Origin of the sequence: Microlunatus kandeliicorticis (assembly GCF_014137855.1) — a bacterium.
GTDB lineage: Bacteria > Actinomycetota > Actinomycetes > Propionibacteriales > Propionibacteriaceae > Microlunatus > Microlunatus kandeliicorticis.
Window position 1 is genome coordinate 363,881 of sequence record NZ_JACGWT010000003.1, and the last position, 21,992, is coordinate 385,872.

At 73.2% G+C, this 21,992-nt stretch carries 21 protein-coding genes and 1 tRNA gene; 9 read left to right on the plus strand and 13 right to left on the minus strand.

Features of this window, described 5'->3' with window-relative positions:
- Positions 1 to 220 precede the first annotated feature (220 nt).
- Entirely contained in the window at positions 221 to 1,486 is a 1,266-nt protein-coding gene (locus tag FHX74_RS10770; RefSeq protein ID WP_182560111.1) for a L,D-transpeptidase, read from the plus strand.
- Positions 1,487 to 1,573: 87 nt separating this feature from the next.
- Here FHX74_RS10770 and FHX74_RS10775 read toward each other — a convergent pair whose 3' ends face one another.
- A complete protein-coding gene (locus tag FHX74_RS10775; RefSeq protein WP_182560112.1) occupies positions 1,574 to 2,713 on the minus strand; it encodes an AI-2E family transporter in 1,140 nt (379 codons plus the stop codon).
- Between the two features lie 129 nt (positions 2,714 to 2,842).
- Between FHX74_RS10775 and FHX74_RS10780 the strand changes: the two genes are divergently transcribed.
- A complete protein-coding gene (locus FHX74_RS10780; protein WP_328823760.1) occupies positions 2,843 to 4,120 on the plus strand; it encodes an MFS transporter in 1,278 nt (425 codons plus the stop codon).
- On the plus strand, positions 4,117 to 4,839 hold the full coding sequence (locus tag FHX74_RS10785; protein WP_182560113.1) for a uracil-DNA glycosylase: 723 nt from the start codon (positions 4,117 to 4,119) through the stop codon (positions 4,837 to 4,839). Before FHX74_RS10780 ends, FHX74_RS10785 begins: the two co-directional genes overlap by 4 nt.
- A gap of 259 nt (positions 4,840 to 5,098) precedes the next feature.
- On the opposite strand, the gene FHX74_RS10790 is transcribed toward FHX74_RS10785, so the two are convergent.
- On the minus strand, positions 5,099 to 6,250 hold the full coding sequence (locus tag FHX74_RS10790; protein ID WP_182560114.1) for a cystathionine gamma-synthase: 1,152 nt from the start codon (positions 6,248 to 6,250) through the stop codon (positions 5,099 to 5,101).
- An 83-nt stretch (positions 6,251 to 6,333) separates the two neighbouring features.
- Between FHX74_RS10790 and msrA the strand changes: the two genes are divergently transcribed.
- Positions 6,334 to 7,017 carry a peptide-methionine (S)-S-oxide reductase MsrA gene (gene msrA / locus FHX74_RS10795; protein WP_182560115.1) on the plus strand — a complete coding sequence of 228 codons (684 nt, stop codon included), beginning with the start codon at positions 6,334 to 6,336 and terminating at the stop codon, positions 7,015 to 7,017.
- A 2-nt stretch (positions 7,018 to 7,019) separates the two neighbouring features.
- The gene (locus FHX74_RS10800; protein ID WP_182560116.1) at positions 7,020 to 7,730 is read left to right on the plus strand and encodes a maleylpyruvate isomerase N-terminal domain-containing protein; all 711 of its coding nucleotides are present in this window, start codon (positions 7,020 to 7,022) and stop codon (positions 7,728 to 7,730) included.
- 4 nt (positions 7,731 to 7,734) lie between these two features.
- Here the strand turns inward: FHX74_RS10800 and FHX74_RS10805 are convergent, their stop codons facing one another.
- A complete protein-coding gene (locus FHX74_RS10805) occupies positions 7,735 to 8,157 on the minus strand; it encodes a hypothetical protein (protein WP_182560117.1) in 423 nt (140 codons plus the stop codon).
- Positions 8,150 to 8,512, minus strand: a complete 363-nt coding sequence (locus FHX74_RS10810; RefSeq protein ID WP_182560118.1) for a hypothetical protein — start codon at positions 8,510 to 8,512, stop codon at positions 8,150 to 8,152. Before FHX74_RS10810 ends, FHX74_RS10805 begins: the two co-directional genes overlap by 8 nt.
- Before the next feature lie 175 nt (positions 8,513 to 8,687).
- Between FHX74_RS10810 and FHX74_RS10815 the strand changes: the two genes are divergently transcribed.
- Complete coding sequence (locus tag FHX74_RS10815) at positions 8,688 to 9,038, plus strand: hypothetical protein (protein ID WP_182560119.1); 351 nt, start codon at positions 8,688 to 8,690, stop codon at positions 9,036 to 9,038.
- Positions 9,039 to 9,071: 33 nt separating this feature from the next.
- A complete protein-coding gene (locus FHX74_RS10820; protein WP_182560120.1) occupies positions 9,072 to 9,758 on the plus strand; it encodes an NUDIX hydrolase in 687 nt (228 codons plus the stop codon).
- 6 nt (positions 9,759 to 9,764) lie between these two features.
- On the opposite strand, the gene FHX74_RS10825 is transcribed toward FHX74_RS10820, so the two are convergent.
- The 4 genes from FHX74_RS10825 to FHX74_RS10840 form a co-directional block, all read right to left on the minus strand.
- Positions 9,765 to 11,132, minus strand: coding sequence for a cystathionine beta-synthase (locus FHX74_RS10825; protein WP_182560121.1), 1,368 nt, complete (start codon positions 11,130 to 11,132; stop codon positions 9,765 to 9,767).
- A gap of 125 nt (positions 11,133 to 11,257) precedes the next feature.
- A complete protein-coding gene (locus tag FHX74_RS10830; RefSeq protein WP_182560122.1) occupies positions 11,258 to 12,136 on the minus strand; it encodes a Bax inhibitor-1/YccA family protein in 879 nt (292 codons plus the stop codon).
- 100 nt (positions 12,137 to 12,236) lie between these two features.
- Positions 12,237 to 12,944, minus strand: a complete 708-nt coding sequence (locus FHX74_RS10835; RefSeq protein WP_182560123.1) for a TetR/AcrR family transcriptional regulator — start codon at positions 12,942 to 12,944, stop codon at positions 12,237 to 12,239.
- Positions 12,945 to 13,093: 149 nt separating this feature from the next.
- Positions 13,094 to 13,166, minus strand: a tRNA-Leu gene (locus FHX74_RS10840).
- Between the two features lie 94 nt (positions 13,167 to 13,260).
- Here FHX74_RS10840 and FHX74_RS10845 point away from each other — a divergent pair.
- Positions 13,261 to 14,634 carry an esterase-like activity of phytase family protein gene (locus tag FHX74_RS10845; protein WP_220483757.1) on the plus strand — a complete coding sequence of 458 codons (1,374 nt, stop codon included), beginning with the start codon at positions 13,261 to 13,263 and terminating at the stop codon, positions 14,632 to 14,634.
- A gap of 37 nt (positions 14,635 to 14,671) precedes the next feature.
- Here FHX74_RS10845 and FHX74_RS10850 read toward each other — a convergent pair whose 3' ends face one another.
- From FHX74_RS10850 to eno, 5 genes are all read right to left on the minus strand, one after another.
- Complete coding sequence (locus tag FHX74_RS10850; RefSeq protein WP_182560124.1) at positions 14,672 to 16,486, minus strand: metallophosphoesterase family protein; 1,815 nt, start codon at positions 16,484 to 16,486, stop codon at positions 14,672 to 14,674.
- 250 nt (positions 16,487 to 16,736) lie between these two features.
- Positions 16,737 to 17,666 (minus strand): Ppx/GppA phosphatase family protein, encoded by a 930-nt coding sequence (locus FHX74_RS10855; RefSeq protein ID WP_182560125.1) that lies wholly within the window; start codon positions 17,664 to 17,666, stop codon positions 16,737 to 16,739.
- Positions 17,663 to 18,229, minus strand: a complete 567-nt coding sequence (locus FHX74_RS10860; protein ID WP_182560126.1) for a DUF501 domain-containing protein — start codon at positions 18,227 to 18,229, stop codon at positions 17,663 to 17,665. Before FHX74_RS10860 ends, FHX74_RS10855 begins: the two co-directional genes overlap by 4 nt.
- 25 nt (positions 18,230 to 18,254) lie before the next feature.
- A complete protein-coding gene (locus FHX74_RS10865) occupies positions 18,255 to 18,947 on the minus strand; it encodes an FtsB family cell division protein (protein ID WP_182560127.1) in 693 nt (230 codons plus the stop codon).
- Positions 18,948 to 19,035: 88 nt separating this feature from the next.
- Positions 19,036 to 20,316, minus strand: coding sequence for a phosphopyruvate hydratase (eno, locus tag FHX74_RS10870; protein ID WP_182560128.1), 1,281 nt, complete (start codon positions 20,314 to 20,316; stop codon positions 19,036 to 19,038).
- Positions 20,317 to 20,834: 518 nt separating this feature from the next.
- On the opposite strand from eno, the gene FHX74_RS10875 reads away from it, so the two are divergent.
- Positions 20,835 to 21,878, plus strand: a complete 1,044-nt coding sequence (locus FHX74_RS10875) for a zinc metalloprotease (protein ID WP_182560129.1) — start codon at positions 20,835 to 20,837, stop codon at positions 21,876 to 21,878.
- The last annotated feature ends 114 nt before the right edge of the window (positions 21,879 to 21,992 follow it).

The following is a 21,992-nucleotide window of genomic DNA, read 5'->3' on the forward strand; positions in this document are numbered from 1 at the left end:
GTTTTCGGCAACCAAAAGCCCCGACGCGGCATCAGGAAGAACGAGAATGGGGTTCGAGCAATTCGCGATCGGGACGAAAGTCACCGATACTGGCATGACCCGCACGGCCGGCGGCAGCCGGGTCCGCGGTGGGTCGTGCCGGACTCGCTCAGCCTCAGGCGGTCCCGGACACCGGATCCGCTCCTCTCCGCAGATCCGCCACCCGATCGAAAGAGACACGATGAAGCACCTGGTCAGGACCCCGATCACCCGAGGGCTCTCGGTCGCCGCCGTGCTCGGCCTGCTGGCCGTCGCCGGCTGCGGCAGCGTCCCCTCGCCGGGCCCCGACACCTCCGGTCAGGGCGGCACGACCAAGACCGGCACCACCACCGGCGGCGGCGGGTCGAACACCCCGAGCAGCACGCCGGAGGCGCCCGAGCCGGTCAGCTTCAGCACCAGCGTGGCCGACGGCGCGAAGAACGTGAAGGTCTCCTCGATCGTCTCGGTGAAGGCGGCCAACGGCACGCTCGACTCCGTCCGGGTGAGCACGACCCAGAAGAGCGAGTCCGGCAGCACCAGCAAGGTCACCGTGGACGGCGCGCTCAACGCCGACAAGACCACCTGGACCGCCTCGGAGGCGCTCGACCCGGGCTCGACCTACACGATCCGGATGAGCGGCGCGAACAGCGAGGGCACGCAGCAGAGCAGCACGGCGACCTTCAAGACCCAGTCGCTGACCCTCGACGAGCAGACCTTCCCGACGGTGTTCCCCGGCAAGGGCACCACCGTCGGCGTCGGCATGCCGGTCATCCTGACCTTCGACGTCCCGGTCAAGGACCGCGCGAACGTCGAGAAGCACCTCGCGGTGACCACCAGCCCGAAGCAGACCGGCACCTGGCACTGGGTCAGCTCGACCGAGGTCCACTACCGGCCCAAGACCTACTGGCAGCCGGGCACCAAGGTCAGCGTCGACGGCAACCTCAACGGGGTCAGCGCCGGCAACGGCGTCTACGGGCAGAAGTCGGTGGCCACCTCGTTCACCATCGGCCGTTCGCAGATCACCAAGATCGACCTCAAGCGCGACGTGGCCAAGGTCTACCGCAACGGCAAGGCCGTCCGGACCATCTACGTCAGCGCCGGCAAGCCCGGTTGGGAGACCCGCAGCGGGATCAAGCTCATCATGAGCAAGGAGACCAACAAGCGGATGACCAACCAGATGATCGGCGCCGCCGAGGAGTACGACCTCAACGTCGCCTACGCGCTGCGGATCACCAACTCGGGTGAGTTCCTGCACTCGGCGCCGTGGAACGCCGGCTACTTCGGCCGGGTCAACTCGAGCCACGGCTGCACCGGCATGAGCACCGCGGACGCCCGCTGGCTGTACGAGACCTCGCTGATCGGCGACCCGACCGTCACCACCGGCACCAACCGCGGGATGGAGAAGGTCAACGGCTGGTCGGACTGGAACATCAGCTGGAACGACTACAAGGCCGGCTCCGCGCTCTGACCGGCGCCGCCGCACGCGCGGTCTGCTGAGCCGAACGCCCCGGACTCCGACGGAGTCCGGGGCGTTCGGCGTCTGCGCGCGGCGCGGTCAGGTGTGCCGCGGGGCGGTGAGCTGACCGGCGGGTCCGGGCTCCCGGAGGATCCGCTCGACGAAGCTCTTGGTGAAGGCGAGCACCGGGACCGCGATCAGGGCCCCGACGATGCCGGCGATCACCACGCCGATGGCGATCGAGAGCAGCACGGCCAGCGGGTGCAGGTGCACAGCCCGGCCGAGCAGGAAGGGCTGCAGCAGGTGTCCCTCGACCTGCATCACCAGGATGATCACGCCGAGCATGATCAGCGCCTGCACCCAGCCGAGCGCGACCAGCGCGACCAGCACGGTGAGGAAGCCCGAGACGAAGGCGCCGACCAGCGGGATGAAGGCACCGATGAACACCAGGGCGGCCAGCGCCGGGGCCAGCGGGACACCGAGGATGAGCGCGCCGATCAGCACGCCGAGGGCGTCGACCAGCGCGACCAGGATGGTCGCGCGGACGTAGTGGCCGAGCGCCTCCCAGCCGTGCCGGGCGGCCGCGTCGACCCGGCCGCGGGACCGCTCGGGGAAGAACTTCGTGACGAAGCGGAAGATGCCGCGGCCGTCGTAGAGGAAGTAGAACAGCGAGAAGATCATGATCGCGAAGCCGGCGAAGAAGTGCCCGACCTGCGACCCGACGTCGGCGGCGTAGGTGGTGATCGTCGACTGCGACTCCTTGAGGAACTGCGTCACCCGCGACGTGAGCTGCGAGGTCTGCCAGAGCTCGGGGTTGAGCTTGAGCGGACCGTTCTCGAGCCACCCGGTGAGCTTGGAGAAGCCCTGGGTCGCGCTGTTCACCAGGCTGTCCGACCCCGACACGATCTGGGTGATGATCAAGGTCAGCGCCCCCGCCACCACGGCGAACCCACCGATCACGGTGATCGCCACCGCCAGGCCGCGCGGCAGACCCCACTTCTTCAGCCGGTTGGTCACCGGGGAGAGCAGCGCGCAGAGCAGGACGGCGATGGCCAGCGGGATCGAGACCTCGGAGAGGTAGCCGAGCAGCCAGCCGACGCCGCCGACCAGCGCGGCGATCAGGAACAGCCGCCAGGTCCACCCGGCCCCGACCCGGAGGGCGAGCGGGATGTGGCGCTCGGCCTCGGCGGGTTCGCTGGCGGGAACGCTGCGCCGGGCGGCGCCGAGACGTGCGGGCAAGACGGGACCTCCTGGAACCGGCAGACGACCAGACCGGCCCGAGACGGGGACGTCCCGCACCCGCTCCGGTCCGCCTACCGTACTGGAACCTGTGCGTCGTCTTGGTGAGGTGCGGGCCAGACTGGGCGCGTGATCCGCGCCCTGTCCACCCGTCTGCGTCGGGCGGACGGAGCCGAGCGACTGCCGCGCGAGGTGGGGGTGCTCGCCGTGGTCGCCTTCTGCGTCGCCGTCGGGTTCGGCGTGGTGGTGCCGGTGCTCCCGGTCTTCGCCCGCAGCTTCGGGGTGGACAACTTCGCGGTGGGAGCGGTCATCTCCGCCTTCGCCCTGATGCGGCTCTGCGCCAGCCCCTTCGTGGGCCGGCTGATCCGGGCCTGGGGCGAGCGGGTGGCGCTGGCGGTCGGCATCGGCATCGTCGCCCTGTCGAGCGGGCTGGCCGGTCTCGCTGCCACCTACCCGCAGCTGCTGGTGCTGCGCGGGATCGGCGGCATCGGGTCGGCGCTGTTCACCGTCTCGGCCACCAGCCTGCTGCTGGCGGCCGCTGGACCGGCCCGGCGCGGCCGGGCCGCCGGGCTGTTCCAGGGTGGGTTCTTAATCGGCGGGATGGCCGGGCCGGCGATCGGCGGGGTGCTGGCCGCGATCAGCCTGCGCGCGCCGTTCTTCTTCTACGCGGCCACCCTGGCCGTGGCCGGCGCCGTCGGGCTGGTCCTGCTGCGCTCCCCCGCCCGGCCGGCCGTCGACCCCGACGCGGTGGCCGGGATCCCGCAGCCCGAGGTCGACCGGACGGCCGTGCCGCTGCGCCGGATCGTCGCGGACCGCCGATTCCAGGCCGCCTGCCTGACCAACCTCGCCCAGGGCTGGACCTCGTTCGGCGTCCGCAGCGCGCTGGTGCCGGTGATAATCACCGAGGTGCTCGACCGCCCGGCCAGCTGGACCGGGATCGCCTTCGCCTGCGCCGCGGTGGTGCAGACGCTCGCGCTCTACCCGGCGGGGACGTTCGTCGACCGGGTCGGACGCCGGCCCGCGATGGTCGGTGCCGGGCTGCTGGCCGCCGTCTCGATCATGGCGGTCGCGCTGGCCCCGAACCTCACGGTCGCCGTGATCGCGCTGTGCGGCTACGGGGTGGCTGCCGCGTTCCTCGGCACCGCCCCGGCCGCCGCGGTCGGCGACGCCGGTGGCGCCCGGGGCGGCACCGCGGTCGCGGTGTTCTCGATGTGCTCGGACGCCGGGGCGATCGTCGGACCGCTGGTCGCCGGTGCGCTGGCCGACGCCGTGTCCTTCCCGGTGGCCTTCGGGGTCGGGGCGGCGCTGCTCGCGCTGGCCGCGCTCAACGCGCTGCGGATGCCCGGCGGGGTGCCCGGCGGCGGTCCGGCCCCGGCCACCGGGAGCACTACGGTGGCCCGGTCATGACCGAGCACCCCGATCGATCCCAGGCCATCTCCCCCGAACCGGCCGGACGCGAGCTGCCCGCCGACCTCAGCCCGGACTGGGCGGCCGCGCTCGCCCCGGTCCGCGACCGGATCGCCGCCCTGGGCGACTTCCTCCGGGCCGAGAACGCCGCCGGCCGCGGCTACCTGCCCGCCGGCGCCCAGGTGCTGCGGGCGTTCGCCCGGCCGCTGGCCGACGTCCGGGTGCTGGTGGTCGGCCAGGACCCCTACCCCACCCCCGGTCACCCGGTCGGGTTGTCGTTCTCGGTGGCCCCGGACGTCCGGCCGCTGCCACGGAGCCTGGTGAACATCTACACCGAGCTCGAGGCCGACCTCGGCATCCCGCCGGCGGTCACCGGCGACCTCACGCCGTGGTTCGAGCAGGGGGTGCTGCTGCTCAACCGGGTGCTCACCGTCCGGCCCGGCCAGCCCGCCTCGCACCGTGGCCGCGGCTGGGAGGAGGTCACCGCCTGCGCGATCGAGGCGCTGGTGGCCCGCGGTGGCCCGCTGGTCGCGGTGCTCTGGGGCCGGGACGCCCGCTCGCTGGCCCCCGTGCTCGGTGGCGTCCCGCGGATCGAGAGCGCCCACCCCTCACCGCTCTCGGCCCGCTCCGGCTTCTTCGGCTCGCGGCCGTTCAGCCGGGTCAACGACCTGCTGGTCGCCGCCGGCGCCGACCCGATCGACTGGCGCCTCGAGCGCTGAGCCGTCGCTGGGGCCCGGCCGCCCTGCGACACGCTCAGGGCACCGTGGGCCGGGTCGGGCAGTCGCCGCCGACCCGACCGCTCTTCGCCCCGCCGACCCCCCTCTGACCGCGACTTTGCGGCCGTTCCACGCACTCTGCGTCTGCTGCAGCAGCCGCACAGTGGGAGGAACGGAGGCAAAGTCGGGATCGGGGGCGCGGGCGGACAGGCCGAACGGATGCGCACGTCGGTGCGGCGCGAGTCGGTCCAGGCCGTGCGGGTCAGTCCAGGGCGCGGTCCAGGTCGGCCAGCAGGTCGTCGACGTCCTCGATCCCGACGCTGAGCCGGACCAGGTCGTCGGGCACCTGGAGGGCGGTCCCGCTGACCGAGGCATGGGTCATCCGGCCCGGGTGCTCGATCAGCGACTCCACGCCGCCGAGCGACTCGCCGAGGGTGAACACCTCGGTCCGGGCGCACAGGTCGAGGGCCGCCTGCGGACCGGCGGCCACCCGGAAGCTGACCATCCCGCCGAACCGGCGCATCTGCCGCGCCGCGACCTCGTGCCCGGGGTGGCCGGGCAGCCCCGGATAGAGCACCTGCGAGACCTTCGGGTGCTGCTCGAGGAAGGCGGCGACACGTTCGGCGTTGTCGCTGTGCCGCTCCATCCGGACGGCGAGCGTCTTGAGCCCGCGGAGCACCAGCCAGGCGTCGAACGGGCCGGGCACCCCGCCGATCGCGTTCTGGTGGAAGCGGAGCGACTCGGCCAGCGCGTCGTCGTTCAGCACCAGCGCGCCGCCGACCACGTCGGAGTGGCCGCCGCAGTACTTGGTGGTCGAGTGCACCACCACGTCGGCCCCCAGGGTCAGCGGCTGCTGCAGGTAGGGCGAGGCGAAGGTGTTGTCGACCACGACCAGCGCCCCGGCGTCGTGGGCCAGCGCGCTGAGCGCGGCGATGTCGGCGACGGTCAGCAGCGGGTTGGTCGGCGTCTCGATCCAGAGCAGCCGGGTGCTCCCGGGCCGGAGCGCGGCCGCCACCGCGTCGGGGTCGGCCAGGCTGACCGGGGTGTGCTCGAGCCCCCACCGCTGGTGCACCCGGGCCACCTGGCGGTAGGTGCCGCCGTAGGCGTCGTCGGGCACCACCAGGTGGTCGCCGGGCGAGGTCAGCGCCCGGATCAGGGTGTCCTCGGCGGCCAGACCGGAGGCGAAGGCCAGCCCGTGCCGTCCCTCCTCGAGCGCGGCCAGGCACTCCTCGAGTGCGGTCCGGGTCGGGTTGCCCGACCGCGAGTACTCGTAACCCTGCTTGAGGCCCTGGCGGAGCCCGCCCACCCCGTCCTGGGCGTAGGTCGAGGTGGCGTAGATCGGGGTGACGACCGCCCCGGTGGCGGGGTCGGGGTCCTGGCCCGCGTGGATGGCCTTGGTGGAGAAGCCGGTCATGGCCGCGAGGCTAGTCCGGGAATGGCCCCGGCCCGGTTCCCGTTGTGCTGAGCGGACATCTCGTAGAGAGGCAGACTGAACTCATGTCGTTCTTCGCGCAGCAGAAGGTCACCATGGTCGAGCAGGACCGCGCGCTCCGCGGCCGGTCGACCCCGGTGCTGACCCAGCCCACCTTCCACACCGTCTTCGGGACCCCCGTCGACGCCACCCCCGAGGGTTCGGAGGTCGCCTACTTCGGGCTCGGCTGCTTCTGGGGCGCGGAGAAGATGTTCTGGCAGATCCCCGGCGTGACCTCGACCGCGGTCGGCTACCAGGGTGGCTACACCCCGAACCCGACCTACGAGGAGGTCTGCAGCGCCAAGACCGGGCACGCCGAGGTGGTCCGGGTGACCTACGACCCCACGAAGGTCAGCTACGCCCAGCTGCTCAAGCGGTTCTTCGAGGACCACGACCCGACCCAGGGCATGCGGCAGGGCAACGACGTCGGCACCCAGTACCGTTCGGCGATCTACGCGACCAGCCCCGAGCAGCTGGCCACCGCGCTCCGGGTGCGCGACGAGTTCCAGGTCGAGCTGAGCCGGGCCGGCTACGGCCGGATCCGCACCGAGATCCGGGAGGCGCCGGAGTTCTACTACGCCGAGGACTACCACCAGCAGTACCTCGACAAGAACCCGTTCGGCTACTGCCCGATCCACGCCACCGGCGTGGCCTGCAACCCGTCGGCCCAGGCCGAGCAGGGCGTTCCGGTCGACGAGACGGCTCGCTGAGCGTGCGCGGCAGCGCCGAGGCCGCCAAGGAGTGGTCCGAGGCCCGGATGCGGGTGGTGGCGCTGCTCCGCGGCGTCCAGGCCACCGCGCCCGAGCGGCTCGGCGAACGGGTGCCGGCGTGCCCGGACTGGACGGTGCTCGAGCTGCTGAGCCACGTGGTCGGGCTCGGCGCCGACGTCCTCGCCGACCGCGAGGACGCCGTGCATGCGCCGGAGTGGACGCAGGCCCAGGTGGACGCCCGTCGCGACCGCACCCTCGACGAGGTGCTCGCCGAGTGGGCCGGGTTCGCCGACGCGATGCACCGTTACCTGAGCGAGGTCGACACCCGCCCGCTGGGTGACCTGGTCATCCACGAGCAGGATCTGCGCGGCGCGCTCGGCGAGCCGGGCGCCCGCGACACCGCCGGGCTGCGGGCCATCCGCTACCGGATGGCCCAGCGGCTCGCCGACCGGTTGGAGGGCCGGGCCCCGCTCCGGTTCGCCGGCGAGGACTGGACCTGGACGTCCGGTCCGGGGGAACCGGGGGTGGTGCTGGCCGCCGACGGCTTCGACGCGTTCCGGGCGCTGACCAGCCGGCGCAGCGCCGACCAGCTCCGCGGCTGGGTGGTCGAGGGCGACCTCGAGCCCTACCTCGAGGCGTTCGGCGGGCTGGGCGCGCTCCCGGCCGCACCGCTGCCCGAGGGAGCAGCGACCCGCCCGGACCGACCCGCGTGAGCGGTCAGCGGTTCGGGCGGGTCCGCCACAGCCAGGCCAGCCCGAGGAAGGGCAGCACCAGCGGGACGAACCCGTACCCGATCCCGTAGGTCGACCAGACGGTCGCGTCGGGGAACAGCGCCGGGTCGGCCACCGTCAGCGTCCCCACCACCAGCACGCCGACCAGCTCGAAGGCGATCGCGCCGATCGCGACCCGCCGTGAGGCGCGGGTGCCGAGCCCGAGGGTGATCGTCGCGACCACGTAGACCAGTCCGGAGACCAGCGAGAGCCAGTAGGCCAGCGGGGCGCGGTCGTACTGGATGAGGAGCTGGACCACGGCCCGGGTGGTGGCGGCCAGTGCGAACACCCCGTAGACGGCGACGAGGATCCGGCCCGGCCCCCGGTTGGTGCGACGCTCGGGGTTGCCGACCCGCCGCGGCTCAGCCACCGGGGGTCCAGAGCACGAGCAGGCGCAGGGTCATGGCCAGCACGCCGGCCTCGGCCACCGCGAGCACGGCGGGCGCCCACCGCGAGCGGTCGGTGAGGGCCCAGACCGTGGCCAGCGGGAGCAGCACCAGGATGCCGATCAGGTAGCCGACCGTGGTCGCGTACTCGGCCGGGCGGAAGCCGCCGGCCAGCCGGACGAACCCGATCACCGACTGGACCAGGGTGACCAGCTCGGACAGCGCGACCCAGCCGAGCAGCGCCCAGCTGGTGGTCCGGTTCCGTGCGGTGCTGATCACCGCCCAGACCACCCCGACCGCGGCGACGGCGATCACCGCGTAGGCCAACCCGTCGATCAACGCACTCCCCTTCTGCCCACCGTCCCGAGCCGGACGCCGCGGTGTCCCGCGTGCGGTCGAGCCGAGCGTAGTCACCGGGGCCAGATCCACCCGCCCGCCGGTACGACCGCGGGATGAGGCGGACGTACGCCGCGGGCCGATGCGGCGGCCCGCGGACCGCGCCAGGGTGGAGCCCGTGACCAGCGCGCTCCTCGACCGCCACCCCGCCGACCGCACGCCCTCCGCGATGACTGCCGCAATGACCCCCGCGATGAACACCGACAGCGGACGGCGTCGGGTCCCGCACCGCGGCCGGCGCTGGGCCGCGCCGCTCGGTGCGCTGCTGGCCGTCGCGCTGCTGATCGGCTTCGTGGCGGCCGGGGCCTCGCGGATGGTCGAGGTGACCGCCCCGGACCGCGCGCCCGCCGCCGCCCTCGCGACTGCGACCCACCACCACCGGCCGGCCGGGTACGGCGCTTCGCTGTGGCCGCTCGGCTTCACCGTGCACTGGAACGACGGCACCGACGAGACCCACCTCTGGTGGTGAACGACCCCGCGGCCGCTCCGGCATGATGACGGGGTGCGGGTGCTCGGACAGGACGGCGACGGGACGACGGTGGCCGACTTCCGGCTCGAGCACGGGGACGACCCGGTCCGCGCGCTGGCCCGGCTCGGCTGGGCGACCGACCACCCCGAGCGCGCCACCCGCGACGCCGACGACCTCGTCCTCGCGCTGCGGGTCCGTCCCGCCGCCCCGACGCCGCCCGAACGGGCCCGGGCGCACGTCCGGCGCGACCGCGACGTCCCCGCCGACGCCGTCCCGGTGGTCCACCAGCGCGCCGCCGCCTACGCGGTGGTGATCTCGGACCGCGGTCTGCTGGCCACCACCTTCTCCGCACTCACCGCCGCCGGCGGCCGCTGGGGCCTGCCCGGCGGCGGGATCGACCCCGGCGAGCAGCCGGCCGACGCGGCCGTCCGCGAGGTCCACGAGGAGACCAGCCAGGACGTCGAGGCCGAGGGCCTCGCCTACGTCGACACCGACCACTGGATCGGTCGCAGCCCGCGCGGCGTGATCGAGGACTACCACGCGGTCCGGCTGGTCTACCGGGCGCGCTGCCCCGCGCCGACCGACCCGGTGGTGCTGGACGTCGGCGGGACCACCGAGACCGCCCGCTGGATCCCCCTCGACGGCTGGGCGGACCTCGACTGGGCCTGGGGTTCGCGACGGGTCCTGCAGGTGCTGCTCGACCCGTCCGCCCGGCGCTGAGCCGGCCTAGCGGACGTCGCCGAGCAGGTCCTGCCGGGTGAGCACCCCGGCGGGCTTGCCGTCGTCGAGCACCAGCAGTGCGTCCTGCTCGGCCAGCGCGCCGACCGCGGCGTCCACCGGCTCGCTGGCCCCCAGGGTGGGCAGGGGCGGCTCCATCACCGACTCGACCGCGTCGGCCGGCCGCGCGGTCCGCCCGAACAGCGCTCCCAGCAGCCCGCGCTCGCTCACCGAGCCGACCACCTCGGCCGCCATCACCGGCGGCTCGGCCCGCACCACCGGCATCTGCGAGACGCCGTACTCGCGCAGGATCTCCACCGCCTCGGCGATGGTCTCGTTGGGGTGGGTGTGCACCAGCGCGGGCAGGTCGCCGCGCTTCTCCCGCAGCACGTCGCCGATCACCCGGACCGCCCCCTCGGGGCGGGCGGAGAAGCCGTAGCGGGCCAGCCAGCCGTCGTTGAAGATCTTGGTCAGGTAGCCCCGCCCGGAGTCCGGCAGCAGCACCACCACCACGTCGTCGGGGCCGAGCTCCCCGGCCAGCCGGAGCGCGGCCACGGTGGCCATCCCGCACGAGCCGCCGACCAGCAGCGCCTCCTCGCGGGCCAGCCGCCGGGTCATCGCGAAGCTGTCGGCGTCGCTGACCTCGATCACCCGATCGCAGACGCCGCGGTCGTAGGCAGTGGGCCAGAAGTCCTCGCCGACGCCCTCGACCAGATAGGGCCGCCCGCTGCCGCCGGAGTAGACCGACCCCGACGGGTCCGCGCCGATCACCTGGACCCGGCCGCCCGACACCTCCTTGAGGTAGCGGCCGGTGCCGCTGATCGTCCCCCCGGTGCCGATCCCGGCGACGAAGTGGGTGATCCGGCCCTCGGTCTGCTCCCAGATCTCGGGCCCGGTGGTCTCGTAGTGGCTCAGTGGGTTGTTCGGGTTGCTGTACTGGTCCGGCTTCCAGGCGCCCTCGATCTCGCGGACCAGCCGGTCCGAGGTCGAGTAGTAGGAGTCCGGGTGGTCAGGGTCCACCGCGGTCGGGCAGACCACCACCTCCGCTCCGTAGGCGGCCAGCACGTTCCGCTTGTCCTCGCTGACCTTGTCGGGGCAGACGAACACGCAGTGGTAGCCCTTGGCCTGGGCCACGATGGCCAGCCCCACCCCGGTGTTGCCGCTGGTCGGTTCGACGATCGTGCCGCCCGGGCGCAGCGACCCGTCGCGCTCGGCCGCCTCGATCATCCGGACCGCGATCCGGTCCTTCACCGAACCACCCGGGTTGAGGTACTCGACCTTGGCCAGCACCAACGGGGCCAGCCCGTCGGTGACCCGGGAGAGCCGGACCAGCGGGGTGTTGCCGACCAACTCGATCAGCGACTCGACGTAACGCACGGGCCGAGCCTAGAGGGCGGTCCCGCTCCCCGGGATCACGAAGTCCCTGGAACGACGACAGCCCGGGAACGACGAAGGCCGCCACCCCCGAGGGGCGGCGGCCTCCGGCCGTCAGGACGACGCGCTCAGCGGCGGATGTAGGACAGCAGCCGCAGGATCTCGACGTAGAGCCAGACCATGGTCACGGTCAGGCCGAACGCCCCGCGCCAGGACTCGCTGGCCGGCGCACCCATGGCGACCCCGCGCTCGATGTAGTCGAAGTCGAGCACCAGGTTGAGCACGGCGAGCACCACGCCGACCGCCGAGACCAGGATCATCAGCGGGCTGATCGCACCGGTCACGCCGCCGACCAGCCCGAGCCGGGCGCCGAACAGCGAGAACACGAAGTTGATCAGCATGGCCACCGCGAAACCGATGGTGGACAGGAAGACGATCTTGCGGAACTTCGGGGTGACCCGGATGTTGAAGATCTTGTACGCGGCCAGGGTGACGCCGGCGGCCGCGAAGGTGCCGATCACCGCCTGGACGACGATCCCGTCGTAGAAGGACTCGAAGACCTTGCTCAGCATGCCGATGAAGACGCCCTCGATGATCGCGTAGGCGAACACCAGCGGCGGGCTGACCCGGCGACGGAACGAGACGATCATGACCGCGACGAAACCGACCAGCGCCGACAGCACCAGGGCGGGCAGCATCAGGCTGACCGGGATCAGCAGCCACGACACGGCCGCGGACAGCATCAGCAGGCCCAGCACGATCGCGGTCTTGGTGATCACGTCGTCGAAGGTCATCCGGGCGCCGGAGTCGACCGGGCCCGAGCCGTAGGGCGTGCCCAGCTGCTGGCCGTAGGGGTCGTACTGCTGGCCGTAGCCCGGCTGGCCGTAGCCCTGCGGGGCGAACTGCTGGCCGTATCCCTGGCCATATCCCTGGCCGTACTGCTGGCCCGGGGCTGCCGGCGTGAACGCGTCCTTCTTGGAGAGGATCGGGTTCGAACTGCGCAACATCAAGGTCCTCCTGGTCGCTGAGCTGGATTGCTCGCTCCTCCAGTGTAGGTGCGGGAGCCGGTCCGGCCGCCGCCTCCGAACCTGTCGGTTCGCTGTGAGATCAGCCCACCGGGTGCGGTCCGGCCGCCCCGGCCGCCGTCACCACCGCCTGGTGACCGGGCAGCAACGAGCGCAGCCCGTGGACCAGGTCGGCGACCGACGCGTCGAGATCGAGCTCGGGTCGGCGGCCGGGCTCGACGCCCTCCGCGCCCCAGCCGCCCGGCTCGGCGGTGCGCCCGAGCACGCGGTGGAAGGTGACCACGCCGTGGATCATCGCCAGCAACGGCACGGCCAGCAGGTCGCCGCGCTCGATGCCGGCGTCGAGCAGCAGCTGGGCGAGCTGGTCCTGCATCCCCGCGACGCTGGCCGCCGCCGCGGCCGCCAGCTCCGGACGGTGCGCGGCCTGCAGACAGATCTCCCAGAACGTGAAGGGTTCGGTGCCGTAGAGCCAGATCAGCCCGCGGGCGACGTCGTCGACGGAGGCCATCCAGTCCGCCACGCTGGACCCCACCGGCGGCAGGGTGGCGAGCATCTCGCCGACCCGCTCGTGCCGGCGCACGCGCAGCTCCTCGATCGCCTCACCCAGCAGGTTGTCGAAGCCGCCGAAGAGGAAGCGCACCGACTCGTGGCTGACCCCGCACCGCAGCACCACGAGGTCGAGCGTGGTGTCGTGGAGACCCTGGGTGGTGAGCAACTGGACCGTGGTGTCGAGCAGCCGGTCGCGGCGCTCGGAGACCACACCCACCAGCCGCGGGTCTCCGGGTTCCATGGCCTTAGTTTGGCATCCAAAACGATCAATCGCGCATGCCGGATGCGCGGACGGGACGCCGGGCGAAGCACTTTCAGCGCTTGCGCGCCGCGCCGGGCCCTGCACCCTGGTCAGCGCGCGATACGGCCTCGACCGAGGCGCTCGCACCGTGCCCCCGATGGGATTCGAACCCATACTGGAGCGGGTTTAAGCCACCTGCCTCTGCCGTTGGGCTACGGGGGCCCGCTCGGGTCGGGCAGCACGATCGTAGGACGTGCGGTCGGCGTTCGCCTCCCGGTCACCGGCCGTTCACCGCGGTCTCGTTGGCTCTGCAGCCGTGACCGACTCCTCGAAGCGGCGGATCGCCGCCGGCGCGCTCGCCCTCGGGCTGGCCGCCTCCCTCGCCACGACGACGGCTCCGGCCGCCCCTGCCACGCCGGCCCGGATGACCTCGATGGCGCAGCGCCCGCCGGGCACCGTGTCGCTCCGGGTCTTCACCGAGCAGGTGCCGCGGCTGGCGACCTTCGGCGGCGTGGCCGTCGACGGCGACGGCTTCGGCTCGGCGGTCGCCCCCGTCCCCGGGCACCGCGACGAGGTCTACGGGCTGACCGACCGCGGGCCGAACGTCGACGGCCCCGACGGCAGCAAGATCGAGCCGCTGCCCGACTTCACCCCGGCGATCGGCCGCTTCCGGCTCCGCGACGGCAGGGCCGAGCTGCTCCAGCGGATCCCGCTGCGGGCCGCCGACGGCACCCCGTACAACGGCCGCGTCAACAGCCAGGCGAGCACCGGCGAGACCATCACCGACCTCGACGGACACGTGCTGACCCCCAGCCCCTACGGCTACGACTCCGAGGGCCTGGTCGCGCTCCGCGACGGGACCTTCTGGGTCTCCGACGAGTACGGCCCCTTCATCACCCACCTCGACCGGCGCGGGCGGGCCATCGCCCGGCTCTCCCCCTACGACGGGTCGCTGCCCGCCGAGCTGGCCCGCCGCACGCCCAACCGCGGGATGGAGGGGCTGACCATCACCCCCGACGGCCGCACCCTGGTGGGGATCATGCAGTCGGCGCTCACCCAGCCCGACGCGGGCAAGCCCAAGAAGGTCGCGGTGACCCGGATCGTCACCGTCGACCTGCGCAGCCACCGGACCCACGAGTACGCCTTCGTGCTCGACGACCCGAGCGCGAACGACACCGCGGTCAGCGAGATCACCGCGCTCTCGGCCACCCGGTTCCTGGTCGACGAGCGGGACGGCGCGTTCGGGCCCGGCGCGTACAAGAAGCTGTGGGAGGTCGACCTGCGCGGGGCCACCGACATCGGTCCGCGCAGCACCGTCGGTCACTACGACGCGACGAACGGTGGTCTGCTCGTCGACGGCCGCACGGTCGAGGCGATCGCGGGCACCGGTGACGTCGCCACCACCACGGCCGCGCTGCGAGCGGCCGGGATCACCCCGGTCAGCCAGAAGCTCCGGCTCGACCTCGGCGCGCTCACCGACGCCGTCGACCCCGACGGCGGCTTCTTCGACCACGACAAGATCGAGGGCGTGGCCGTGCTCGACCACGGGCGGACGCTCATCGTCAGCAACGACAGCGACTTCGGGCTGGGCGGCAGCACCGGCACCACCGCACCGTTCGGGCTGGTGCCCAAGACCACCCCGCAGGGCGGCGTCGACCGCGGTCAGTTCCTGGAGATCCGCTTCTCCTGAGCCGCCGGCCCGGGGCGGGTGGCGGGCCGGGGGCCCGTCAGCCGCCCTCGGGCTCGCCCTCGTTGCCGGGGGTGGTCGCCGACGGCAACGGGCTGGGCGGCGCGGTCTGCTCGTTCGACGCGCTGGCGCTCGCCGAGGCCCGGGCCGAGGAGGACACGCCGTCGTCCGGCGTCGCCGAGCCGCTCGGCGCCGCCTCGCCGGAGGCCTGTCCGCCGGCCTGCCCGGCCTGGCCCGACCCCTGTTGCTCCGCGCCGAGCCTGCGGCGGGTGGACTCGGGGAGTGCGGAGACGTCGCCGGTGGTGATGCGGCGGTCGACGATGCAGCTGCCGTCGGGCAGGAAGTGGACCGGCTGGACGCCGGTGATCAGGCCGGTGGCGTCGTCGCGGAAGTAGACGTAGACGTCGGCCTGCTTGCGGGGCGGGCTGAACGGCGTGCTGAACGAGGTGATGATCGGCTGGGCGATGCCGCCGGCGGTGCCCTGCTGCAGCGCGACCGTCCACGAGCCGTCGGTGTGCGGGATCACGGTGGGCCCGGCCTGGACGTGCATGTGGCCCCAGGCGACCAGCTTGGCCGGCGGGTTCGGCGCGGTGACGATCGGCTGGGCAGCCAGCGGCTGGTGCACCAGCATCATGTCGACGTCGCGCCCGGCCGCGGTGTTGAGCAGCCGCTGGCCCATCTGCTGCTCGGTCTCGTTGCGGACCTGGATCCGGGTCAGGCTGAACGGCAGGTTGTACTCCGGGTCGCCGTCGCCGAGGTAGCGGACGCCGCCGACGTCGGCCACCCGGCCGGTGAGCCCGATCGCGCCGACCCGGGCCATCTGCTCGGCGGTGGTCGGCGAGTCGTGGTTGCCGCGGATGTCGATGAAGGGCCGCTGCGCGGCGATCTCGCGCTCCTTGGCCACGCAGGCGCGCTCCACCGCGGTGCCGTTCATGGTGTCGTCGCCGGAGCTGAAGACCTGGACCGGGTCGGCGTAGCTGACCACCCGGCGGATCACCTCGGTCATCGCGATGCTGCAGTGCAGGTCGGAGAAGCCGACGATCCGGCTCTCGCCCGGCTGCGGCGTGGCCAGCCGACTGCTCTGCTTCGTGAACGAGGCCGAGGCGGTGACGATGTAGTCCTGGATCGCGGCCAGCTGGCGGTCGGCGAGCACCCGGATGCCGTGGATGCCGCGGTCGAGCAGGTCGGCGAGCAGCGGCGAGTCGACGGCCAGACCGGCGAAGCGGGTCCCGTCGGCCACCGAGACCGGATAGCGCACCTGCTCGGGGTCGGCCGGCACCGGCCGGAGCGTCGAGGCGACCACGACCAGCACGAGGGTCCCGTAGCCGATCCAGCTCCGCGGGCGCCGGGTGGCCTCGACCAGCCGCGGGCTGAGGTAGTAGCGACGCAGCCGCCAGACCAGCGCGAGCCCGACCAGCACCAGTTCGGCCCGGACGGCGTTGGTGACCAGTGCGTCGGACAACCGGTCCCGGACGCCGCGGATGGTCTGGTCGGGGTCGGTGTAGAGCAGCGTGTAGGAGTCGAGCGTCTCGGCGTTGAGCCCGGGCATCGCGGTGCCCGCGCCGCCGGTGCTGCCGCCCAGCCCGCCCTCGAGGCCGCCGACCTCGACCCGGACGCCGACCGGACCGAACGACTGCGGCAGGTAGGCGTTGCCCAGGGGTCCGAGGTCGAGGTCGACCTCACCGGAGAAGTTCGTCGAGAACTGCGAGCGCTGCGGGCCGAGGAAGTCGGTCACCGTGGTGTGCGAGACGGCCCAGACGGCGGCCAGCGGGGCGGAGAGCAGTCCGGCCAGCGCCAGCGCACCGAGGGTGCGCAGCACCCAGTCGGTCCACGGGTGTCGGATCAGACGTCGCACCGGTCCAGGCTACGAAAGACCGGCTCACCGCTCCTGAGCACGGCGGGTCCGGAACGCGCGCTGAGCCGGTCGAGGCGCCCTTCGACAGGCTCGGGGAACGTCGACGGGCTCGGGGCACCGCAGGCCCGGAACGCGCGCTGAGCCCGTCGAAGCGCCCTTCGACAGGCTCAGGGAACGTCGACGGGCTCAGGGAACGTTCGACGGGCTCAGGGCTTGTGGGGCGGGCTCAGGGCACGGTGGGCGGCGTCGCTCAGCGGCCGAGGAGCTCGAGGGCGATGCCGTCGAGGATGTCGGACTCGCTGACCAGCAGGGCGTCGGCGTCGACCCGTGCGGCCACCCGGGTGGCGATCAGGGTGCCGGCGGTGATGACGTCGGCGCGGCCGGGATGCATCGAGGGCAGCGTCCGGATCTGGTCGGCGGTGGAGACCCGCAGCCGGTCGAACAGGCCGGTCAGCTGGTCCCGGCTGATCCGCGCCCCGTGGACGAGGCTGCGGTCGTAGGCGGGCAGCCCGAGCGCGACCCCGGCCAGCGTGGTGGCGGTCCCGGCCACCCCGATCCAGCTCCGGACCGGGTTGAGGTCGACCGGGCTGCGGTCGAGCAGGCCGTCGACGAACGCCGTCGCGCGGGCGAGATCGTCGGCGGTCGGCGGGTCGGCGGTCCAGAACCGCTCGGTCACCCGGACCGAGCCCATGTCGAGCGAGACCGCGGCGTGCACGCCGTGCTCGCGGTCGCCGACGATCAGCTCGGTCGACCCGCCGCCGATGTCCATCACCAGCACCGGCTCGGCGTCGGACGGTGCCCCGGTCAGTGCCCCGCGGAACGACAACCGGGCCTCGGTGTCGCCGCTGATCACGTCGGGGCCGACCCCGAGCCGCCGGACGATGCCGGCGGCGAAGGCGTCGCGGTTGCGGACGTCGCGGGTCGCCGAGGTGGCGACGAACCGGATCCGCTCCGGCCCCACCCCGGCCGTGGTGATCGCCTCGGCGTAGCCGTCGACCGCGGCGAAGGTACGGGCCAGCGCGTCCGGGTGCAGCTCGCCGGTGGCGTCGACGCCCTGGCCGAGCCGGACGATCTCGGTCCGGCGGTCGAGCTCGTGCAGCCCGCCGTCGGGACCGGTCTCGGCGATCAGCAGCCGGATCGAGTTGGTGCCGCAGTCGATGGCGGCCACCCGGTCGGTCATCGGTCTCCCCCGTCGGTCTGCTGGTCGGTGTGCTGGTCGGTGTGCTGGTCGGTCTGCTGGTCGGTGAGACACGGCGGCGACCAGAACGCACCGATCCGGTCGAGCGCCTCGTCGCCGACCGGGTTGACCCCGCGGCCGGCGGCCAGGGCGTGCCCGACCAGTGCGTGCAGGCACTTCACCCGGTCGGGCATCCCGCCCGCGCTGACGCCGTCGATCTCGGGCACCGGGTCGCCGTCCAGCGCACGGCCGAGCGCCGCCCGGTCGTCGAGGTAGGCCCGGTGCGCGGCGCGGTAACCCCCGGCCAGCTCGGGGTCGGTGCGGAGCCGCTCGGTGAGCTCGGTCATCAGACCGGACGCCTCCAGCCGCGAGCACCCGGCGACCGCGTGCGGGCAGGTCAGGTAGTAGGTGGTCGGGAACGGGGTGCCGTCGGGCAGCCGAGGGGCGGTGGCCACCACCCCGGGCCGGCCGCAGGGGCACCGCCAGGCGACGCCAGCCGTGCCGCGGGCCGGTCGGCGCAGCTGCCGGCCGAGGGTCTCGAGGTCGGCGGGGGTCACGGGTTCCACGGGGCGGCAGTCTTCCAGAGCCGCCTCAGCGCTTGGGCGTGCTCTTCTCGGTGATCGTCGGTGCCGCGGTCGGCTTGGCCGGCGGGGCGTCGGCGGTCTTCACCGAGCCCCACAGGTCGTCCCACCAGGGCTTCGGTGCCGGCGGCGGCTGGTCGGCCCCGCTCGGGGCGGTGTTCGCGCCGACCGGGACGCCGTCCGGGCCGATCACGTGATAGCCGGTCTCCCCCGGCACGACCCACCCGAGCCGCGCCCGTGCCTGGGTCTTGACGTAGTCGGGGTCGTTCCACCGGGTCAGCTGCGACTGGAGCTGGCCGATCTGCTGCTCTCGCTGGGCGATCTCCACCTGGGTGGCCGCGATCTCGTGGCGCTGGGAGAGGTAGATCCGCAGCGACGACGCGTACGAGATCACCAGCACCAGCAGCACCACGGTGAGCGCGATGGCCCGGGTGGTCAGGCTCGACCGGCGTCGCAGCGCGTCGAGCATCCGGGTCTCGGCGACCGTGGCCGGCTGCCCCGGCCGCGACCCGGCCGCGGAGGCGACCGTCGGCGTCGGCTCGGTCCTGGTCGCCGCCGGGCTCGTGCCGGTCGGCTCGGACGCCGGTCCGGACGTCCGGGGCCCCCGGCCGCCCGCCCGGGGGCGTCGGGTGCCGGTGGCCGCGCCGCGTCCGCCGCGACCCGGCCCGGACCCGGGGCGGGAGGGAGATCGTCGGGTCGGCATCGGCGGCTCCTGCTCTCGGATCGGGCGGGTCGGGACGGTCGGGGCTGGGGCGGTCGGGAGGGGCGGTCGGGGCTGGTGCCTCAGCCGGTCAGCGGCGGAACCGCGGGAAGGCCGAGGCGCCCGCGTAGCGCGCCGCCTCGTCGAGGTCCTCCTCGATCCGGAGCAGCTCGTTGTACTTCGCGACCCGGTCGGTCCGCGCCGGGGCGCCGGACTTGATCTGCCCGCAGTTCGTCGCCACCGCGAGGTGCGCGATGGTGGTGTCCTCGGTCTCGCCCGAGCGGTGGCTCATCATGCAGGCGAAGCTGCTCCGCTGGGCCAGCGCGACGGCGTCGAGGGTCTCGGTCAGCGAGCCGATCTGGTTCACCTTGACCAGCAGCGCGCTCGCCGCGCGGTCGGTGATGCCGCGCTGCAGCCGCTCGACGTTGGTGACGAAGAGGTCGTCGCCGACCACCTGGACGCGGTCGCCGATCTTGCCCATCAGGGCCGACCAGCCGGCCCAGTCGTCCTCGGCCAGCGGGTCCTCGATCGAGACGATCGGGAAGTCGGCGATCCACTGCTCGTAGATCGCGGTCATCTCGTCGGCCGACTTGGCCGCACCCTCGAAGGTGTAGCTGCCGTTCTCGAAGAACTCGGTGCTGGCCACGTCGAGGGCCAGCGCGATGTCGGTGCCGACCGTGAAGCCGGCCTGCTCGATCGCGGTGGAGATCAGCTCGAGCGCGGCGCGGTTGGCCGGCAGGTTCGGGGCGAAGCCGCCCTCGTCGCCGAGCCCGGTCGACAGGCCCTGCTTCTTCAGCACCGACTTGAGCGCGTGGTAGACCTCGGCGCCCATCCGCAGCGCGTCCGCGAAGGTCGGCGCCCCGATCGGCGCGATCATGAACTCCTGGACGTCGACGTCGGAGTCGGCGTGCGCGCCGCCGTTCACGATGTTCATCATCGGCACCGGGAGCAGGTGCGCGTTGGCCCCGCCGACGTAGCGGTAGAGCGGCAGCTCGGCCGACTGGGCGGCCGCGTGGGCCACCGCGAGCGAGACGCCGAGGATGGCGTTGGCGCCGAGCTTGGACTTGTTCGGGGTGGCGTCGATGTCGATCATCGTCTGGTCGACCAGCCGCTGCTCGCTGGCCTCGAGGCCCTCGAGTTCCGGGCCGAGCTGCTCGACCACGTTGAGGACGGCGCGGGTGACGCCCTTGCCGAGGTAGCGCGACGGGTCTCCGTCGCGGAGCTCCACCGCCTCGAAGGCGCCGGTCGAGGCACCCGAGGGGACCGCCGCGCGGCCTTCTGACCCGTCGTCGAGGATCACCTCGACCTCGACCGTCGGGTTGCCTCGGGAGTCGAGGATCTCGCGTGCGCCGACGAACTCGATACTGGCCACGAACTGCTGCCTTTCTGCTGTCCTGCGTGCGTGTCTGGGTGCGCCCCGGGCGGGCCGGAGCCGATCGTCGGAAACCTATCCGGCGGGGCGGGCTGCCCACGCGCGGACCCGTTCCGCGGACCGTCCCGGCCACCTCCCCGGATCGACCGCGCGAGCGACCGTGCAAGCGACCCGGCGACCTCGACGTCGAGACCCTGGTCAGGGTATCGGCCGGCCCCGGCACGGAGCGGGGTCTCGCCGGGCGCGTCCGCGACTTTCCGTGCGGGACCGCAGCCGGCTCCGGCGCCGAGTGACCCCGGGCCGGGAGAGGGTGGAGCGGGTCCGACGGATCGCCGTCGCGGTGGTCGCCGGAACCAGGGAACGGGCGCGGTCAGGGGGTGGTGCTCGTTCCACCGCCGGGGTTATGGTCGCGAGGTCCCTCACAGCGGGCACCCAGCCTGCCGCGCGAGATCGTCGCGCCGGACCGGGCACACACCACAGATCGTCAGGCACGTCATCCCCCCGACGGAAGGAACTCCATGACCTGGAGCACCAGATCCACCCGCCAGCTCGGTCTCGCCAGCCTCGGCCTGGCGACCGCCGGCCTCGCCGCCGCGAGCTGGGCGGTGGCGCCGACCGCGAGCAGTGCGGCCACCACTCCGAACCGGACGGCCTCGTCCGCCGCGACCGCCTGCACGGTCGACAGCGGTGCCCGGAAGGTCCCCGGCGCGCACGCCAAGGACCCGAACACCCTGAGCGCGGCCGCCACCGCGGCGGTGGAGGCCAAGGCCCGCGACCGGGCCGCGGCCCGGGGTCTGACGCCGAACGCGTCCGGCGCGCTGGCCCGGACCCCGCGCTCGGCGCCGACCTTCGAGCGGGCCACCGCGAAGCGGGCCTTCACCAGCACCACCATCTCGGTCTACTGGCACGTCATCACCAACGGCAGCGCGGGCAAGCTGAGCAGCACCGCGATCAGCAAGCAGATCACCGTGCTCAACAACGCCTACGCGCCGGCCGGGTTCAGCTTCAAGCTGGTCCGCACCGACACCACCACCAACGCCGACTGGTTCGACACCACCGGTCCCACCGGGGGCACCGATGGCGACGCCGCGGACGCCAAGGCGATGAAGACCAAGCTGCACGTCGGGACGAAGTCGGACCTCAACATCTACTCGGTGGCCTTCTCCGACGGCACCCTCGGCTACTCGAGCTTCCCGTTCGCCGGGTCGCTGGCCCTCGACGGCGACGTGATCGACTACCGGAGCCTGCCGGGCGGCAGCTACACCGACTACAACCAGGGCGACACCGCGACCCACGAGATCGGGCACTGGATGGGGCTCTACCACACCTTCCAGGGCGGGTGCAGCGACACGAAGGGCGACTACGTCTCCGACACCGCCGCCGAGGCGAGCCCCGCCTACGAGTGCGACACCAGCCGCAACACCTGCGCGAAGCTGCCCGGCAACGACCCGGTGACCAACTTCATGGACTACACCCCGGACGCCTGCATGAACCACTTCACCGCGGGCCAGAACACCCGGATGCAGAACATGTGGCTGACCTACCGCAAGAGCCAGGCCTGAGCGACCCGGCACGACCGACGGCGCCCCGCCCCGCACCGCGTCCACCGGACCGGTGCGGGAGCGGGGCGCTCGCCGTTCCGGCCGGTTGCCGGGGCGGGAACAATAGGGCCCGGC

What these genes read in the sequence shown, in the direction of transcription:
- FHX74_RS10770 (WP_182560111.1), top strand. Translation starts at nt 221, where the DNA reads ATGAAGCACCTGGTCAGGACCCCGATCACCCGAGGGCTCTCGGTCGCC.
- FHX74_RS10790 (WP_182560114.1), bottom strand. Translation starts at nt 6,250, where the DNA reads ATGACCGGCTTCTCCACCAAGGCCATCCACGCGGGCCAGGACCCCGAC.
- FHX74_RS10785 (WP_182560113.1), top strand. Translation starts at nt 4,117, where the DNA reads ATGACCGAGCACCCCGATCGATCCCAGGCCATCTCCCCCGAACCGGCC.
- FHX74_RS10875 (WP_182560129.1), top strand. Translation starts at nt 20,835, where the DNA reads ATGACCTGGAGCACCAGATCCACCCGCCAGCTCGGTCTCGCCAGCCTC.
- FHX74_RS10855 (WP_182560125.1), bottom strand. Translation starts at nt 17,666, where the DNA reads ATGACCGACCGGGTGGCCGCCATCGACTGCGGCACCAACTCGATCCGG.
- FHX74_RS10830 (WP_182560122.1), bottom strand. Translation starts at nt 12,136, where the DNA reads ATGTTGCGCAGTTCGAACCCGATCCTCTCCAAGAAGGACGCGTTCACG.
- msrA (WP_182560115.1), top strand. Translation starts at nt 6,334, where the DNA reads ATGTCGTTCTTCGCGCAGCAGAAGGTCACCATGGTCGAGCAGGACCGC.
- FHX74_RS10835 (WP_182560123.1), bottom strand. Translation starts at nt 12,944, where the DNA reads ATGGAACCCGGAGACCCGCGGCTGGTGGGTGTGGTCTCCGAGCGCCGC.
- FHX74_RS10865 (WP_182560127.1), bottom strand. Translation starts at nt 18,947, where the DNA reads ATGCCGACCCGACGATCTCCCTCCCGCCCCGGGTCCGGGCCGGGTCGC.